This is a genomic window from Streptomyces sp. NPDC004629 (genome assembly GCF_042873595.1).
GTDB lineage: Bacteria > Actinomycetota > Actinomycetes > Streptomycetales > Streptomycetaceae > Streptomyces.
Map to the genome: position 1 here is coordinate 465,805 of NZ_JBIALO010000002.1, position 16,652 is coordinate 482,456.

Annotated in this window: 14 protein-coding genes; 5 read left to right on the forward strand and 9 right to left on the reverse strand. The window is 72.6% G+C overall.

Features of this window, described 5'->3' with window-relative positions; genetic code table 11:
- From ACFYTE_RS05095 to ACFYTE_RS05115, 5 genes are all read right to left on the reverse strand, one after another.
- The coding region (locus tag ACFYTE_RS05095) for an ABC transporter permease (protein WP_388705023.1) at positions 1 to 1,106 on the reverse strand (1,106 nt) is incomplete at its 3' end.
- Entirely contained in the window at positions 1,103 to 2,065 is a 963-nt protein-coding gene (locus tag ACFYTE_RS05100) for an ABC transporter permease (RefSeq protein ID WP_388705025.1), read from the reverse strand. The genes ACFYTE_RS05100 and ACFYTE_RS05095, both read right to left, overlap by 4 nt.
- Positions 2,058 to 3,575, reverse strand: a complete 1,518-nt coding sequence (locus tag ACFYTE_RS05105) for a sugar ABC transporter ATP-binding protein (RefSeq protein ID WP_388705027.1) — start codon at positions 3,573 to 3,575, stop codon at positions 2,058 to 2,060. Before ACFYTE_RS05105 ends, ACFYTE_RS05100 begins: the two co-directional genes overlap by 8 nt.
- A 1-nt stretch (position 3,576) precedes the next feature.
- Positions 3,577 to 4,674 (reverse strand): ABC transporter substrate-binding protein, encoded by a 1,098-nt coding sequence (locus tag ACFYTE_RS05110; RefSeq protein ID WP_388705028.1) that lies wholly within the window; start codon positions 4,672 to 4,674, stop codon positions 3,577 to 3,579.
- Between the two features lie 164 nt (positions 4,675 to 4,838).
- Positions 4,839 to 5,852, reverse strand: coding sequence for a LacI family DNA-binding transcriptional regulator (locus ACFYTE_RS05115; protein ID WP_388705031.1), 1,014 nt, complete (start codon positions 5,850 to 5,852; stop codon positions 4,839 to 4,841).
- Positions 5,853 to 6,010: 158 nt separating this feature from the next.
- On the opposite strand from ACFYTE_RS05115, the gene ACFYTE_RS05120 reads away from it, so the two are divergent.
- Both ACFYTE_RS05120 and ACFYTE_RS05125 read left to right on the forward strand, forming a co-directional pair.
- The gene (locus ACFYTE_RS05120; RefSeq protein ID WP_388705032.1) at positions 6,011 to 8,614 is read left to right on the forward strand and encodes a PA14 domain-containing protein; all 2,604 of its coding nucleotides are present in this window, start codon (positions 6,011 to 6,013) and stop codon (positions 8,612 to 8,614) included.
- 236 nt (positions 8,615 to 8,850) lie between these two features.
- Positions 8,851 to 9,486: a class I SAM-dependent methyltransferase gene (locus ACFYTE_RS05125; protein ID WP_388705035.1), complete on the forward strand. Its 636-nt coding sequence runs from the start codon at positions 8,851 to 8,853 to the stop codon at positions 9,484 to 9,486.
- Between the two features lie 16 nt (positions 9,487 to 9,502).
- Here the strand turns inward: ACFYTE_RS05125 and secD are convergent, their stop codons facing one another.
- From secD to ACFYTE_RS05145, 4 genes are all read right to left on the reverse strand, one after another.
- Positions 9,503 to 11,842 (reverse strand): protein translocase subunit SecD, encoded by a 2,340-nt coding sequence (gene secD, locus ACFYTE_RS05130; RefSeq protein WP_388705037.1) that lies wholly within the window; start codon positions 11,840 to 11,842, stop codon positions 9,503 to 9,505.
- Positions 11,843 to 11,910: 68 nt separating this feature from the next.
- Complete coding sequence (locus ACFYTE_RS05135; RefSeq protein WP_388705040.1) at positions 11,911 to 12,699, reverse strand: hypothetical protein; 789 nt, start codon at positions 12,697 to 12,699, stop codon at positions 11,911 to 11,913.
- A 74-nt stretch (positions 12,700 to 12,773) separates the two neighbouring features.
- Entirely contained in the window at positions 12,774 to 13,433 is a 660-nt protein-coding gene (locus ACFYTE_RS05140) for a response regulator (protein WP_388705043.1), read from the reverse strand.
- A gap of 2 nt (positions 13,434 to 13,435) precedes the next feature.
- The gene (locus ACFYTE_RS05145) at positions 13,436 to 14,395 is read right to left on the reverse strand and encodes a HAMP domain-containing sensor histidine kinase (protein WP_388705045.1); all 960 of its coding nucleotides are present in this window, start codon (positions 14,393 to 14,395) and stop codon (positions 13,436 to 13,438) included.
- Between the two features lie 363 nt (positions 14,396 to 14,758).
- On the opposite strand from ACFYTE_RS05145, the gene ACFYTE_RS05150 reads away from it, so the two are divergent.
- The 3 genes from ACFYTE_RS05150 to ACFYTE_RS05160 are packed head-to-tail and all read left to right on the forward strand — an operon-like array spanning position 14,759 to position 16,350.
- A complete protein-coding gene (locus tag ACFYTE_RS05150) occupies positions 14,759 to 15,106 on the forward strand; it encodes a TraR/DksA family transcriptional regulator (protein ID WP_388705048.1) in 348 nt (115 codons plus the stop codon).
- A gap of 48 nt (positions 15,107 to 15,154) precedes the next feature.
- Positions 15,155 to 15,532, forward strand: a complete 378-nt coding sequence (locus ACFYTE_RS05155; RefSeq protein WP_388705050.1) for a TraR/DksA family transcriptional regulator — start codon at positions 15,155 to 15,157, stop codon at positions 15,530 to 15,532.
- Positions 15,529 to 16,350, forward strand: a complete 822-nt coding sequence (locus tag ACFYTE_RS05160) for a rod shape-determining protein (protein ID WP_388705052.1) — start codon at positions 15,529 to 15,531, stop codon at positions 16,348 to 16,350. Before ACFYTE_RS05155 ends, ACFYTE_RS05160 begins: the two co-directional genes overlap by 4 nt.
- Positions 16,351 to 16,652: the final 302 nt, after the last annotated feature.

Genomic DNA, 16,652 nt, shown 5'->3' on the forward strand with positions numbered 1-16,652 from the left:
GCGCGCGCGGGGGGGGGCCGGCCCCGGCCCCCCCCCCCCCCCGCGGGGGCCCCCCCCCCGGCCCGGGGCCGGCCCCCCCCCGGGGGGGGGGGGCCCCCCCCCCGGGCCCCCCCCCCCACGACCACGGCCAGGAACGCGCCGCTGACCACCTGCTGGTAGGCGGAGTCGAGGGAGCCGATCTGGTTGATGACGTTCTGGATCACCTTCAGCAGCAGCACACCGACCAGTGAACCGCTGACGAAGCCGAACCCGCCGGTGAGCAGGGTGCCGCCGATGACGACCGCCGAGATGGCCTCCAGCTCCATGCCCGACCCGAGGATCGTCACGCCCGACACCAGCCAGGCCGCGTTCAGCGCCCCCGCGAGCCCGGCGCACAGACCGGACAGGGTGTAGACGGCGATCTTCGTACGGGCCACCGGCGCCCCCATCAGGGCCGCCGCGTCCTCGTTGCCGCCCACCGCATACACGTACTGCCCGAACCTGGAGCGGCGCAGCACGACCGCGCCCAGCACGAAGAGCACCACCGTGATCCACACCGGCACGCCGATGCCGAGCAGCGAGCCCTGCCCGAGGGTCGCGAAGAAGGAGTCCTTGTCGACGAGATACGTCCGTGAACCCTCGTCGGTGACCGCGAGGAGGATGCCGCGGGCACCCAGCATGGCGGCCAGCGTCACGATGAACGGCGCCAGACCGGACCGGGCGATCAGCAGCCCGTTGACCAGCCCGATCAGCCCGCACACCGCGAGCGGCAGCAGCAGCGCCACGACCGTGCCGTACTGCGAGCCCCAGGCGGCCAGCACTCCGCCCAGCGCGAACAGCGAGCCGACGGACAGGTCGATCCCGCCGGTGACGATCACGAACGTCATGCCCAGCGCGACCACGGCGAGGAACGCCGAGGACAGCGCCATGTTCTCCAGGTTGTCGCCGGTCAGAAACGTGTCGAAGCTCAGCGAGGCCACGACCATGGCGAGCAGCAGGGTGACGAGGGCGCCGTGCTGCTGGGCGAGGGCGCTGAGCCGCTCGGCCCGGCCGGGACCGCTCTGCTCGTCGGCGCCCGGGTGGACGGTGCCGGAGGGCATGCCGGCCTCCGTGGTACCGGTGGTCATCGTTTCCCCCGTTCGCGGGCCGCGTAGACGGCGGCGACGATCACCACGGCCTGGGCGATCTGCGTCCACGACGGCGGCAGGTCGTGCTTGACCAGCGTGGTGGTCAGCAACTGGATCAGGACGGCGCCGGCGACCGTGCCGCCGATGCGCACCCGGCCCCCGGACAGCGGCGTGCCCCCGACGACTACCGCGGTGATCGCCGACAGTTCCATCAGCGTCCCCAGCGACGTGGGGTCGCTTGCCGTCAGCCGGGCCGTGGCGAGGATGCCCGCGACCGCGGCCAGGGCGCCCGAGCAGACGTACACCACGACGAGGACGCGGCGGACGGGCAGTCCGGCCAGACGGGCCGCGGGCCGGCTGTCGCCGATGGCGAGCAACTGCCGCCCGAACGTGCTGCGCCGCACCACGAAGGCGACCAGCAGGGCCAGGGCGGCGGCGATGAGCACGAGGTAGGGCACGCCCAGCACATCGCCGGAGCCCAGTGCCGTCATGCCCGGGTCACGCACGTCCTTGAGCTGGGGCAGCAGCACCAGCGCCAGCCCGCGCGCGGCCACCATCAGCGCGAGCGTGGCCACGATGGGCTGCACGCCCACGAACGCGACCAGGGCGCCGTTCGCGAGCCCCACCAGGATGCCGCCCGCCACCGCCACCAGCGCGGCGACCCATGGGCCGTAGCCGAGGTACAGCGACAGCAGCGAGGTGGCCAGCGCCATCACCGAGCCCACCGACAGGTCGACGCCCTCGGTGCCGATCGCCAGCGCCATGCCGAGCGCCACGATCAGCACCGGGGCCACTTGGACGGCCTGGGTGCGGAAGTTCTCGGCGGAGGCGAAGTGCGGGGTGAACACGAAGTTGAACAGCAGCAGCACCACCACGCCCGCGTACACGCCGTACTCCTGCGCCAGGCGCAGCAGCCGGGCGCGGTCCAGCGAACCGCGTGCGACGGCGAGTTCAGTCATGGCGGCCCCCGGCGGGTGCGGCGGCGACAGCCCGCAGCAGCGCGTCCTCGGTGACGGCGTCGCCGGTCAACTCGTCCACGACACGCCCGTCCTTGAGCACCATGACCCGGTCGCTGCCCTCGATCAGCTCCTCGGTGTCGGAGGAGATCAGCAGCACGGCGAGACCGTCCTCGGCGAGTTCGTCGATGAGTGCCTGCACCTCCGCCTTGGCGCCGACGTCGATCCCGCGCGTCGGCTCGTCGAGCAGCAGTACCTTCGGGTGCACGGCCAGCCAGCGGGCCAGCAGCACCTTCTGCTGGTTGCCGCCGGACAGTTCGCCCACCTTCTGGTGCGGGCCCGCCGACTTGATGCGCAGCCGCCGTACGAAGGTGTCCACGATCCGGTCGATGCGCGCGTCGTCCACCAGGCCGAACCGGGAGAGCGCCGGCAGCGCGGCGAGCGCGATGTTCTCCCGCACCGAAAGCCCGGGGACGATCCCCTCGGCCTTGCGGTCCTCCGGCAGCAGACTGATGCCCGCGCGGATCGCGGCGGGCGGCGAGCCGCCGCGCACGGGCACGCCGCCGACCGAGACCCGGCCGGCGTCCGTCGGCAGCGCCCCGGCGACGGCCCGCGCCGTCTCGCTGCGGCCCGAGCCGAGCAGCCCGCCCAGCCCGACCACCTCGCCGGGCCGGATGGACAGCGACACCTCGTGCAGCTGATGACGGACCGTCAATCCCTCGGTTTTCAAGACCGGTTCCGCCGTGGCGTGGTGGGAGCCGGTGAACTTGGTCAGGCCCTCGCCGCGCACCTCGCCGATGTCCCGGCCCAGCATGAGCGAGACCAGCCGCAGCCGGTCGAGTCCGGCGAGCGGCCCGGTGTGCACCACCCGGCCGTCGCGCAGCACGGTGACCGCGTCGCAGATCTCGTACAGCTCGTCCATGCGGTGGCTCACGTAGATGACGGCGACGCCCCGCTCGCGCAGCATGCGGATCACCTCGAACAGGGTGCGCACCTCGCGTGGTTCGAGGGACGACGTGGGCTCGTCCATCACCACCACGCGCGCGTCGACGGCGACGGCCCGCGCGAGGGCCACCATCTGCTGGGCGCCGACGCCGAGTTCACGCAGCGGACGGCGCACGTCGACCCGGATGCCGAGGGCGCGCAGCGCCTCGTCCGCCTCCCGGCGCATCCGCCGGAAGTCGATCAGACCGAACCTGCCCCTCGGTTCGCGGCCCAGGAACAGATTGCGGGCCACGCTCATCAGCGGGACCAGGTTGACCTCCTGGTAGATGGTGGAGATGCCCGCCTGCTGGGCCCCCAGCGGGGTGCTGAAGCGGACGGGTCCGCCGTCGTAGCGGATCTCGCCCGTGTCCGGCGGATGGACGCCGGTGAGCACCTTGATGAGGGTCGACTTGCCCGCGCCGTTCTCCCCGACGAGGGCGTGCACCTGCCCGGCGCGGGCGGTGAAGTCCACGTCGGACAGGGCCCGCACGCCGGGGAAGACCTTGGACACCCCGGTGACCGAGAGCACGTCAGTACGCCTTGCCGAGGTCCGACTCGGCGTTGGCCGAGGTGTATGCGCTGTCCTCGATGACGATGTCCTGGGCGACGGCACCGCCCCGGGTGAAGGTGTCGAGGGTCTGGAAGGCGAGCGGCCCGAAGCGCGGATTGGACTCGATGACACCGTCGATCCAGCCGTCCACGATGCCCTGTACGGCGTTGCGGGTGCCGTCGATCGTCACGATCTTCACATCGCCCGGTTTCTTCCCAGCGCCCTTGAGGGCGTTGACCGCGCCCAGTCCCATCTCGTCGTTCTCGGCGTAGATGCCCTTGATCCCGGGCTTGGACTGGATCAGGTTCTCGGTGACCGACTGGCCCTTCTCGCGGGCGAACTCGCCGGTCTGCCGGAACACCACCTTCAGGCCGGGCGCCTTCTCCTTGATCCGGTCCTCGAAGCCCTTGGTGCGTTCCGTCGTCACGTTGTTGCCGGCTGCGCCCAGCAGGATGGCGATCTCGCCCTTGCCGCCGGTCGCCTCGATCATCCGGTCCGCGGCCCGCCGGCCCTGTTCCACGAAGTCGGAGCCGATGAAGCTCACATAGTCCTTGCAGGCGGTGGCGTTGATCTTGCGGTCGACGGTGACGATCGGGATGTGCTTGGCCGCCGCGGTGCGCAGCACGGGTTCCCAGCCGTCCGAGTTGAGCGGTGCGATCACCAACAGGTCGGCGCCCTTGGCGATGAGGTCCTGGACGTCGCTGATCTGCTTGGAGAACTGGGACTGTGCGTTGGCGGTGAGGAGCTTGACGCCGCGCTTGGCCGCCTCCTCCTTGATCGAGGCGGTCTCCGCGATCCGGAACGGATTGGCCTCCTTCTCGGACTGGGAGAAGCCGACGGTGGCGGACTTGAGGTCGATCTTGTCGCCGCCGTACGCGTCGATGGCGCAGGTGGGCCCTGAGGCGCTGGGCGAGGCGACCACCTGGCCCGAATCGGCCTGCTGGGCGGACGACTTGTCGGTCGTGTCGGCGGAGTCCTCGGACTTGGCGCATCCGGTGATCAGGGCCAGGCCCGTGACGAGACCGGTGGCGAGAAGGGCCCGTGCCGAGGCACGGGAACGGAGTGACGTGGGCTTCATGAAAGTCCCCAAACGGCGCGGCCCCGGCGCTGAGAGCGGTCACGGGGAGGTGGCACTTGCGGTCAACACGGTGTGCACGTCGTTCAGGGGAGGTTTTTACATCGTTGGAAGGGTGCTGTAAACCCTTCCGTCCGAAATCCCGGCCGGGCCGCCCGGTCCCGCGGTCAGCGCCGGCCCAGCGTGCTCTCCCGCTCCACCAGCCGGAATTCCGCGGTCAGTTCACATCCGCCGGGGTCCTGCCGGCCGGACAGGCTGCGCAGCAGCGAGGCCACCGCGAGCCGGGCGATGGCCTGCTTGTCGGGCGAGATCGTGGTCAGTGAGACGGCCCCGAAGCGGCTCTCGGCGATGTCGTCGAAGCCCACCACGGCGACGTCCCACGGCACCCTGAGCCCGCGCTCGTGCAGCACCCGCATGGCACCGATCGCGATGAGATCGTTGAACGCGAAGACCGCGTCGGGCCGCACGCCCGTGTCCAGCAGCTGCGCCATGGCCCGTGCGCCGTCGTCCCGGTCCCAGCCGCCGACCGGCACGATCAGGTCGTCCGGGGCCGGGACCCCGGCCGCCGCCAGCTCGGCCCGCCAGCCGTCAAGGCGCAGATGGGCGGGGCGGTTGGCGGAGTCCGTGCGGACCCCGAGATAGGCGATCCGGGTCCGGCCGCGGCCGAGGAGATGGCGCACCGCGGCGCGGGCCGCCGCCACGTTGTCGATCGCGATGTGGTCGAACGGCAGGTCGTACTCCCGCTCGCCGAGCAGCACCAGCGGCACGTCGTCGGCCCGGCCGCGCAGGTCCTCGGCCTCCAGCTCCAGCGGGCTGAGGATCAGCCCGTCGATCACCCGGGCCCGGAACCCCTGGCTGACCAGCAGCTCCCGTTCGCGTTCACCGCGCGTGTGGTCGAGCAGAACCGTGAACTCGTGCTCGGCGGCGGCGTCGATCACGGCGCCCGCCAGCTCGGCGAAGTACGGGTTGCCGAGTTCCGGGACGGCCAGCGCGATGATGCCGGTACGGCCCTTGCGCAGATGGCGCGCGGTGAGGTTCGGCCGGTAGCCCAGCTCGTCGATGGCCTGCTGCACCCTGGCCCGCATGGCCGGGGTGACGTGCGGATAGTTGTTGACGACGTTGGACACGGTCTTGATCGAGACGCCGGCACGTTCGGCCACGTCCTTCAGGCTGACCCGCAAGGGATCTCCTCGGCATCGACGGGTGCTCCGGGACGGAGCTTTTGTCATGGATCTGGACAGCGGTTGAGAGCCCGTGCTCTCATGCCAACTGCCTCTGCTTCCAACGTTGTACAGACTGAAGCACCGAGCCGCCACCCTTCCTCAGTCAAGGAGGATTCGTGCGCATCAGACCGATCAGAGACCGACTCGTCCTGCTCCTCGCGGCAGTGCTGGGCGCCGCGGGACTCGCCGCCGCACCGGCCGCGACGGCCGCGGAGGACCCCGTCGAGGTCCACGGCCTCAAGGGCGAGTACTACACCCAGTCCGCACCCGGCGCCTTCGACTTCCATGAACTCAAGGCCACCGGATTCGATCCGCAACTGGACTTCGACTCGCTGGAGTCCCGGCTGAGTTCGGCCACCGGGCGGTCGGACGACGTCAGCGTCCGCTGGACCGGCCGGATCGTGCCGGAGAAGACCGGCCCCACCACCTTCTCGATCACCGGCGACAACGGCTTCCGCCTCTGGGTCGGCGGCCGGCTCGTCATCGACCACTGGGTCGATGACTGGGACCGCGAACAGACCGCCGAGCCCGTGGAGTTGACGGCCGGGCAGGCCTACGACCTCAAGGTCGAGTACTTCGAGCACTACGGGGGCTCCAACCTGCATGTGCGCTGGACCCCGCCGGGCGGCGCCAAGACGGCGATCCCGCAGTCCGCGTTCCGGCTGCCCGAGGGCTACGCCTACGACGGCGCCATCGGCACCACGGTCCTGAAGGACGGCCGGACCCTCCGCCTCGACTTCGCCCAGGCCCTCGCCACGCCCCCGGCGGGGCTCACCGACCATCTGAACGCCGTGATCGGCGGCGCCGCCTGGCCGATCGGCCAGGCCCGCCTCGACCCGGCGGACCACAAGTCGCTGCTGGTCCCGCTGAAGGAACCCGTCGTCGGCAACAAGACCGGCACCGCGCGCGGCACCGCCGACGTGCGCTACGACGGAGCGGGCGGCCTGACCGGCGCGGACGGCAACGTTGTCGGCTCGTTCTGGAGCAGCGGCGCCAACCGCTCCACCTACGAACTGCGCACCCCCTGGGCCGAGGACGTCACCCCGGCCAACGCCCACCGCGAGTACCCGCGACCCCAGTTGACCCGCGGCGCCTGGCAGAACCTCAACGGCAGCTGGCAGTTCGCCGCCGCCAAGGCCGGCGAGCGGCCCCCGGTCGGCCGCAACCTCGCCGAGCGCATCCTCGTCCCCTACCCCGTCGAGTCCCAGCTCTCCGGCCTCGAACGGCACGAGGACCGGATGTGGTACCGGCGCACCTTCACCGTCCCGGCCGGCTGGAAGATCGGCTCCGGCAAGCGCCTGCAACTCAACTTCGGTGCGGTCGACTGGCGTACCGAGGTGTATGTCAACGGCACCAAGGTCACCGAACACGAGGGCGGCTACGACAAGTTCAGCGCCGACATCACCGACGCTCTCAAGCCCGGCCGCACCCAGGAACTGATCGTCGGCGTCTACGACCCGACCGACTCCGCGAACGGCGAGAACCCGCCGCTCGGCAAGCAGCGCCTCGACCCCAGCGGCATCTGGTACACCCCCAGCTCCGGCATCTGGCAGACCGTGTGGCTGGAACCCGTCGCCGCCGACCACGTCGACTCGCTGGGGCTCACCCCGGACGTCGGCGCGGGCACCCTGACCGTCGAGCCGAAGGGCGTGCGCGACGGACTTCGGGTCACGGCGACGGCGTACGCGGGCAACCGGCCGGTCGCCACCGCCACCGGACGCAGCGGCAGCCCGCTCACCCTGAAGATCCGAAGCCCCCGGCTCTGGTCGCCGGACGACCCGTATCTGTACGACCTGAAGGTGAGTGTCGGCGCCGACCGCGTCGGCAGCTACTTCGGCATGCGGTCCATCGCGGTCGAGAAGATCGACGGCACCCCGCGCACCGTCCTCAACGGCGAACCGGTGTTCATGATGGCCACCCTGGACCAGGGCTTCTGGCCGGACGGCCTGCACACCGCGCCGAGCGACGAGGCGCTCGCCTACGACCTGAAGATGCACAAGAAGATGGGCTTCAACGCCGTCCGCAAACACATCAAGGTCGAGCCCGACCGCTGGTTCTACTGGGCCGACAAGCTGGGCCTGCTGGTGTGGCAGGACATGCCGGCGATGACCGCGGGCGTGAACCCGGACGCGGACTCCCGCGCTCAGTACGAGCGCGAGATGAAGCAGATGATCGACGAGCACATCAGCAGCCCGTCGATCGTCATGTGGGTCACCTTCAACGAGGGCTGGGGCCAGTACGACATGGCCCGCATCGCCGACCAGGCCAAGTCGTGGGACCCCACCCGGCTGGTCAACAGCATGTCGGGCCTCAACCTCGGCGCGGACGGCGGCACCGGCGACATCATGGACGAGCACGGCTACCCGAGCCCCGCGCTGCCCCCGCATCCGGACGGCGAACGGGCCCTGGTCAGCGGCGAGTACGGCGGCCTCGGCCTCGCCGTGCCCGGGCACGCCTGGTCGGTGCAGCAGTCGTACGTCGACGTCGATCCGGCCACCTACACCGACGACTACCTCACCAAGCTCGCCGAGGTGCACACCCTGGCCTGCCGGGGCGGCAACGGCGCCGTGTACACCCAGATCACGGACGTCGAGGGCGAGCTGAACGGGCTGATCACCTACGACCGCAAGGTCGTCAAGCCGGATGTGCGGCGGGTCAAGGCCGCCCACGAGGCACTGATCGGCGACGCGTCCCGGGCGACCCCCGCGGGCTGCGCGTGACACCCGGGCCGCCCGGCGCGCACCTCCCCGCCGCCGGGCGGCCCCGGCCTCCCGTCCGAGCACGGCGTACGGGACGCCGGAACCCGAGCCGATGAACCCATCCCCGGCCGCAGGCCCGCTTTGCGGAAACAGCAAAGATGTTTGTCGCGTCCGGCCGGATCGGCGCAGGCTCTCCCCGGGTGGCGCCGGAACCACCCACCGCAGCCCGGACCGCGCCGAACCCCAGGGAGCCCCCCATGACCGAGATGCCCACCATGCGACCCGAGGAGTTCTGGGAGACCAGGTACCGCACCAACGACCGGGTCTGGAGCGGCCGGCCCAATGCGCTGCTCGTCCGTGAGGCGGCCGGGCTGCGCCCCGGCACCGCCCTCGACCTCGGCTGCGGTGAGGGCGCCGACGCCGTGTGGCTGGCCACGCACGGCTGGCGGGTCACCGGCACCGACATCTCGGCCACGGCCCTCGACCGCGCCGCCGCGCACGCCGCCGCGGCGGGCGTCACCGACCGCACCTCCTGGGAGCGCCACGAACTGGGCCCGAGCTTCCCCCGGGGCCGGTTCGACCTGGTGAACGTCCAGTATCTGCAGTCCCCGGTGGAACTGGACCAGCGCGAGGTGCTGCGCCGTGCCGCCGACGCGGTCGCCGCCGACGGCACACTCCTCGTCGTCCTGCACGCCGGCTGGCCGTCCTGGCAGACCGAACCGCCCTTCGCCCACGCGTTCCCCACGCTGCGCGGCGTCCTCGACGAGCTCGCGCTGCCCGAGGAGCACTGGACCGTGGAGACGCTGGAGTCGGTGCGGCGCACGAGCATGTCACCCGACGGCACGGAGGGCTTCCGCGACGACCACGTGTGGCGCGTGCGCCGCACCGACTGACCTCCGCCGGCCCCGGTCAGCCCGCCGGCTCCCGCTTCCCCCGGCTGCGCGCGGCGGCCGGCCGGGCCGTCCGGCGGCCCGCCCCTGCCCCGCTGCGGCGGCCGTCCAACTCGACGGCCAGGGGCGTGGCGGTGAACACCGAGGAATAGGTGCCGACCGCAAGGCCGATCAGCAGCGCCAGGGCGAAGTCGGTGAGCGAGTCGCCGCCGAGCACCGCCAGCGCGGTCAGGATCAGCGCGGCGCCCATCCCCGTGTTCACCGTGCGCGGCAGGGTCTGCAGGATCGCCCGGTCGGCGATGTCCGGCAGCGCCGCCCGGTCGCGGCGCAGCAACTCCCGGACCCGGTCGAAGACGACGACCGAGTCGTTGACCGAATAGCCGATGACGGTGAGCAGCGCAGCGAGGAACACCCCGTCGACGGGCTTGCCCAGCCAGGCGAAGACACCGACCAGGATGAGCACGTCGTGGGCCATCGCGACCACTGCCGCGGTGCCGAGCAGCCAGCGGAAGCGGGCGGCGAGATACAGCAGTTGGGCACCGAGGGCCACGGCCAGCGCGATCAGGGCGTTGCGGCGCAGCTCGTCGCCCAGGCTGGGGCCCACCAACTCGTCGCGGACCCGCTCTGCCGTGCCGCCGAGGTCACCGACGGCCTCGGTGACCTCGGCGGCCTCCGCATCGGTCAGTTCACCGGTGCGCACCGTGATCCGGGCGTCGCCGGAGGACTGCACGACGGCCTGCGGGAAACCGGCGTCGGCCAGCGCGGCACGGGCCCGCTCCGGGTCGACCGGGGTACTGGTGGCGTACTCGATGAGCCGTCCCCCGGTGAACTCGATGCCGAGGTCGAGGCCGCGGAACGCGATGCCCGACCCGGCGAGGACGACTGCCACGCCGGAGACCGCAAGCCAGCGCCGCGGATGACGCATCAGCCGCGGGTTGCGCCGCACCAGCCGGTCGCGGACCGCGCCGGTGGTGGCGATGCCGGTCAGCCGAGGCCGGCGCCGCACCCAGGGCCGGCCGGCCGCGTACTCGGCGAGCACCCGCGTGATGACCAGGGCGCTGACCATGGACGCGAGCACGCCGATGCCGAGGGTGACGCCGAAGCCGCGCACCGGCCCGGAGGCGAAGAAGAACAGCAGTGCCGCAGCGATCAGCGTGGTGATGTTGGAGTCGGCGATCGCGCTGAGGGCGTTGCGGAAACCGGCGGCTAGCGCCGACCGCGGGCCGGACCGGAGCCGGGCGGCGCTCTCCTCCCGGGCGCGTTCGAAGACGAGCACGTTGGCGTCGACGGCCATGCCGATCGCCAGGACGAAACCGGCGAGGCCCGGCAGCGTCAGGGTGGCGCCCAAGGCGGCCAGGGCGGCGTAGGAGATCAGGCCGTAGCAGAGCAGTGCCACGGTCGCCAGGACGCCCATGAGCCGGTACACGCCGATGATGAACAGCGAGGTGAGTACGGTGCCGAGGGCCGCGGCCCAGGCGCTCGCGGTGATGGCCCGGGCGCCCAGGCTGGGGCCGACGGTGTGCTGCTCGACGGTCTCGACCGGCACCGGCAGGGCGCCGCCGCTGATGAGCAGCGCCAGTTCACGGGAGTCGGCGTCGTCGAACGCCCCGGTGATCTGGGTCGAGCCGCCGGGGATGCCCGTCCCGCAGGAGACCGACGGGTCGACCTGTGGCGCGGAGATGATCTTGTCGTCGAGGACGATCGCCACGCGGCGCGCGGGATCGCCGACGGGACGGCAGGCCGCCTCACCGGTCAGCCCCGTCCACCGGTCGCGGCCCGAGCGGTTGAAGTCCACGGTGACGCCCCAGCCGGCGCCGGATTCCTGGTCGAAGCGCGCGGCGGCGCCCTTGACGTCCTGCCCGGTCAGGGTCGCGGCCCCGAGCCGCAGCAACTGTCCCGACTCGTCGGGCAGGATCCGCTCCCGGGACGTCCCGGACCGCGACCGGGACGCCTCGTCGGCGGTGCCGAGCACCGGGTGGACGGTGAGCTGGGCGGTGCGGCCGAGCACGTCGGCGGCCTTCTTCGGGTCCTGCACGCCCGGCAGTTCCACGATGATCCGGTTGCTGCCGGAACGCACGAGGGTGGGTTCGGCGACACCGAGCGCGTCGACGCGGCCCCGCAGCACCTCCAGGGTGCGGTCGGTGGCCGCGCGGTCGGCGCGGGCGGTCTCGGTCGAGCGGGTCTCCAGCACGATCTGGGTGCCGCCGCGCAGATCGAGCCCGAGGCGGACCGGCACGGTCAGGGTGATGTACAGGGATAGGGCGATCACGGCGAGGGCGAGCAGCGCGCGGCTGCGCGCGGAGCGGGAACGTGAGCGGGCGGGGGAACGGTAGCGGGAACGGGAACGGGAACGGGTCAAGGGTGCCTCCGGCGGGCACGCCGCGGCTGCGGCCGGCGCGGTCGCGGCGGACGGTCAGGACGGAAAGGTCAGGAGCCGGAGGGCAGGGGAGGCGCCCGCCCACGCTCGGGGGGCGCGCCGGACCCCGAGGGTCCGGGAACATCCGCACCCCACGGCGCCCGCGCGGCGCCGGGAACCGGGAGGGACACGCCGGCGGTCACGGCAGCCGCGTGCTGGCCGTGCGGGCCCGGGCGTTCGGCGTGGTGCTCGTGGCGTGCGCCGGCCCGACTGGTGCCGATGGCGTCGTGGTCGGCGTCGGCGCGGGGGTGGGGGTGGGCCTGGTGGGTGGGTTTGTTGTGGTGCTTGTTTGCGGTGGTGTGGTGGTCGGGTGGGCGGGGGTGTTCGGTGTGGTGCTGGTGGCTTGTGCGGGTTCGGCTGGTGTCGACGGCGTCGGTGTCGGTGTCGGCGTGGGGGTGGGCCTGGTGGCGTGTACCGGCTCGGCTGGTGGAGTCGGAGTCGGCGTCAGTGTCGGCGTCGGCGTCGGCGTCGGCGTCGGTGTGGGGGTGGGCGTCGGGTCGGTGGGTGGTGTCGCCTTGGTGGACGCCGTCGGCGGGGTGGACCGCGTCGTCCGGGGCGGCGCCGTCGGCGGGGTGGGCGGTATCGGCCTGGTGGCCGTTCGCGGTCGCCGACGCGGCGGCCGGTGTCGCGAGGTCCGGGGCGGGTCGCGGATCCGCCGGGGTGAACGCCGTCGTCAGCAGGGCCAGCAGGACGGCCGCCAGCACGGCGAGCCGGCGAGCCGGCCCCTCGGCCATCGCCCGGGGGAGGGCCGTCGGCCGGCCGGCCGACGCCGCGGGGACGGCGCGCGGACGCGAAGACATGCGCCGTCCCCTTTCCTGGTGGCGGTCGTGATGCGGCGAGCAGGCGGGCCCGGGGGCCCCGGGACAGCGGAGGATCAGGGTTCGACGAGCCCGGCCCGGATCGCGTAGCGGGTGAGGTCGAGCCGATCGCGCAGGCCGAGCTTCTGCAACAGGTTGGCCCGGTGCCGCTGGACCGTCTTGACGCTGATGAAGAGCAGCTCGGCGATCTCCTTGGACGACCGCCCCTCGGCCACCAGCTTCAGCACCTCCTCCTCGCGGGGCGTGAGGATCTGGTCGGGGGTCTCCTCACCGTGCCGCACCCGCTCCAGATAGTTGCGGATCAGGGCGGTGACCGCGCCCGGGTAGAGGAAGGGCTCGTCGCGCATCGCGGCCCGGCACGCGGCGACCAGATCGCGGTCGGCGACCGACTTCAGCACATAGCCGCAGGCGCCCGACTTCAACGCCTGGAAGAAGTACTGCTCGTTGTCGTGCATCGTGAGCATCAGGATCCGCAGTCCCGGCTTAAGCCCGGTGAGTTCGCGGGTGGCCTGCAACCCGGTCAGCCGGGGCATGGCGATGTCCAGGACCGCGAGGTCGACCTCGCGGCTGCGGGCCATCTCGATGGCCTCCGCCCCGTCACCCGCCTCGGCGACCACCTCCAAATCGGGCTCCCGGTCGAGGATGAGCCGCACACCGCGCCGTACCAACGCGTGATCGTCGGCGAGCAGAATACGGATCTTGGCTGGATCGGGCATGGTCAGGACTGCTTTCTCAGGACGGGCGCGGCGAGCCGGATCTGGGTGCCGGTACGGGGTGCGCAGACGGGGGAGATGTCAAGGGCGGCACCGATGAGCAGGGCCCGCTCCCGCATTCCGCGGATGCCCGCGCCCTCGCGCGCCGCCTTCATTCCCCGGCCGTCGTCGGTGACGGCGAGGACCACCGCGTCGTCGGTGTGCTGCAACGCCACCACGACCCGCTCGGCGTCCGCGTGGCGGGCGGCGTTGGTCAGGCTCTCCTGGGCGACCCGGTAGAGCACCAGCTCGGTCTCCGGCTCAAGCGCGGGCAGGTCGGCCGCGAAGCGGCGCTGCACCCGCAGGCCGGTGTGGGTGGCGAAGTCATGCGTGAGCGAGGTCAGCGCGCTCACCAGACCCAGGTCGTCCAGCACGCCCGGGCGCAGCCGGCGCACCAGGCGGCGTACCTCGTCCAGGCTCTCCCGGGTGATCTCCTGCACCTGGCTCAGCTCCCCGCGCAGCGGCTCCTCCGCCTCGTCCGCGGCCCGCTTCAGGGCGAGCAGCACGGCGGTCAGGCTCTGCCCGACCTCGTCGTGCAGCTCCTGGGCGATACGGCGGCGCTCCGCCTCCTGCGCGAGCAGTACCCGGGCACTGCTCGTGGCGCGTTCCTGCTCCAGCCGTTCCAGCATCGCGTTGAAGGTGCGGATCAGATCGGCGACCTCGGCGCCGCCCCGGGCGGGCAGCCGCTGACCGGGCCGCAGCAGGTCGACCGTGGTCATCAGCCGGGTGAGCCGGTCCAGCGGGGCCAGGCCCCAGCGCAGCAGGGCGGCGTTGGCCGCCAGCAGCACGGCGAGCCCGCCCAGCAGGATGATCGCCTCGGTCAGCACCACCGGCACGGAAACGGTGACGGGAGCCCACAGCAGCAGCGCCGTGGCCGTACCCAGCACCGCGGCGTTGAGCGCGAAGATCCGCCAGAACAGGGACACCGGTGCGTACTCCTCCTCGTGTGACGCGGTCTGCCTCTACTGTCGTCCATCGCACCCCGGCACCGGCCCGCGGCCCCCGGGTGCCGATGCGCGCCCGCCCCAGCATGACCCTAGCCCGGTCGCGGGTCGATGGGACCTGACGCCCATTTCGGATGGCTCGGCATACCCATGCGGGCCCCGGATGGATGCTCCGACCTCAGGGAAATGGGGCCTGCGCCCGATGGGTCCGGGCCGCCGCAGCCCGCAGGCTTGAAGCATGACCGAACCGCATCGTCCACGGACGGTGTGGCCGTCGGACCGCCCACCGCCCGCGGCCGTCCGCCGCCGCCCACCATCCGCACCGGCCGAGAAAGGGCCCCCACCATGTCCCTCGACACCCCGCGCGTGCCCCTCGACACCTCGCGCACCGCGTCCCGTTCCACCCGCCTGAGCCCGGACGAGGCGCGCCGCCGTCTCGACCATGCGCGCGCCACCCGGCTGACCCAGCTGGAGGCCCTGGACGAGACCGGTCAGACGGCGGACGACCACCTCATGTCCGCGCAGCGGACCGCCATCCAGGGCGTGCTCACGGAGATCGAGGCCGCGTTCGCCCGTATCGAGGACGGCAGTTACGGCATCTGCCTGGGCTGTGCCAAGCCGGTGCCCGCGGAGCGCCTGGAGATCCTTCCCTACACCCGTCACTGCGTCGCCTGCCGCCGCGCCACCGCCTGAGCCGTCCCCGCGGCCCCCGTCCTACGGCCCTGTACAAGGGGTGAAGTGGTGAACCCGAACCAGCAGACCATCAGCGACCGCGACACATGCCTCACACCCGAGGACCTTGTCGCGCTCCGCGAGAGCCTGACCGAGCAACTCCTGTTCCGCAGGGAGCAGCTCCAGCAGATCGCTGCGGCGGCCGTGCCCGGCGCCGACGACGGGAGCGGGCTGCCGGCGGCCTCGCAGGTGGAGGTCCGGGTGAAACTCGCGAACTCCGCCCGCATGGTGCTCACCGATGTCGAGGCGGCCCTGCGCCGCATGGACCGGCAGCGCTACGGCGACTGCCACCTGTGTCTGCGTCCGATCGCCCGGGAACGGCTGATGATCGTGCCGCAGGCCCGCTACTGCGCGCGCTGCCAGCAGGTGAGGGAAGCCGGACGATGAACCCCGCGCGCCGTTCACTCGCGGTGCCCCGGCACCGGCCCTGGCCGGCCTGCCGGCCGTGCTGGGGTGTCGCCCTCGACATGGGCAGCGCCCGTACCCGGGTGTGGCTGGCCGGCCGGAGGACGATCGTCGACGTGCCCACGGTCACGTTCCCGGGCAGCGGGGCCGAGTACCCCATCCGACGCGGGGCCATCGTCGACACCGCAGGCACGGCCCGGATGCTCGATCGCCTGCTCGGCCATCGGCTGCCCCGCCTGGTGCGTCCCCTGGTCGTGGTGACGACGCCCGTACTCGACGGGATCGCCTACCGCGCCGCGGCCCGGGCCGCCGTGGCGGTGCTGCGGCCCCGGAGCGTGCTGACCGTGCCCGGCGCCCGCGCCATCGCGCTGGGCGCCGAAGCGGACCTGACCCGACCGCTGCTCGTGGCGGACATCGGCGCGCACCTCACCGAGGTGGTGCTGCTGTCCGACGGCGCGGTCATGGACGCCCGACGGACGTCGCTGGGCACCGGCGACCTCGACTCCGCGGCGCCCGCGGAGATCGGCGAGGCGGTGGTCGCGATGGTGACGGCGATGGTCCGGCAGGACCGTACGTCCCTGACGCGCGACGCCCTGGACAGGGGGGTGCTGCTGGCGGGCGGCGGCGCCCTGTGGCCGGAGATCACCCACCGCCTCGGCGACCGGCTGCGCGCGCCGCTGCGTCCGGTACCGGCGCCGCACACGGCGGCGGTCCGCGGCGCCGCCAGAATCCTGAAGGCAGCACACGGTCACCCCGCCATCATCGGAGCACCCCCACCCCGCCCACCGGACCACACATGACCAACCGAACCCAACCCCGAAGCACCGGCCCCGTCCGCCCGGCCCCGCGCGGCCGGCCGGGTTTCACCCGAGTGTCGCCCTCGTACTCACGGCCGCGTGGCACACCCGTCCTCTCGGCCCCGCCCGACCGCACCAGCCGGGCCACACATGACCGGCCGAACCCGACCGCGGAGCACCGGCCCCGGCTGCGGAGCACCCCGTCCCGGTCCCGTCCGCCCGGCCCCGCGCGGCCGGCCGGGTTTCACCCGAGTGTCGCCCTCGTACTCACGGCCGCGTGGCACACCCGTCCTCTCGGCCCCGCC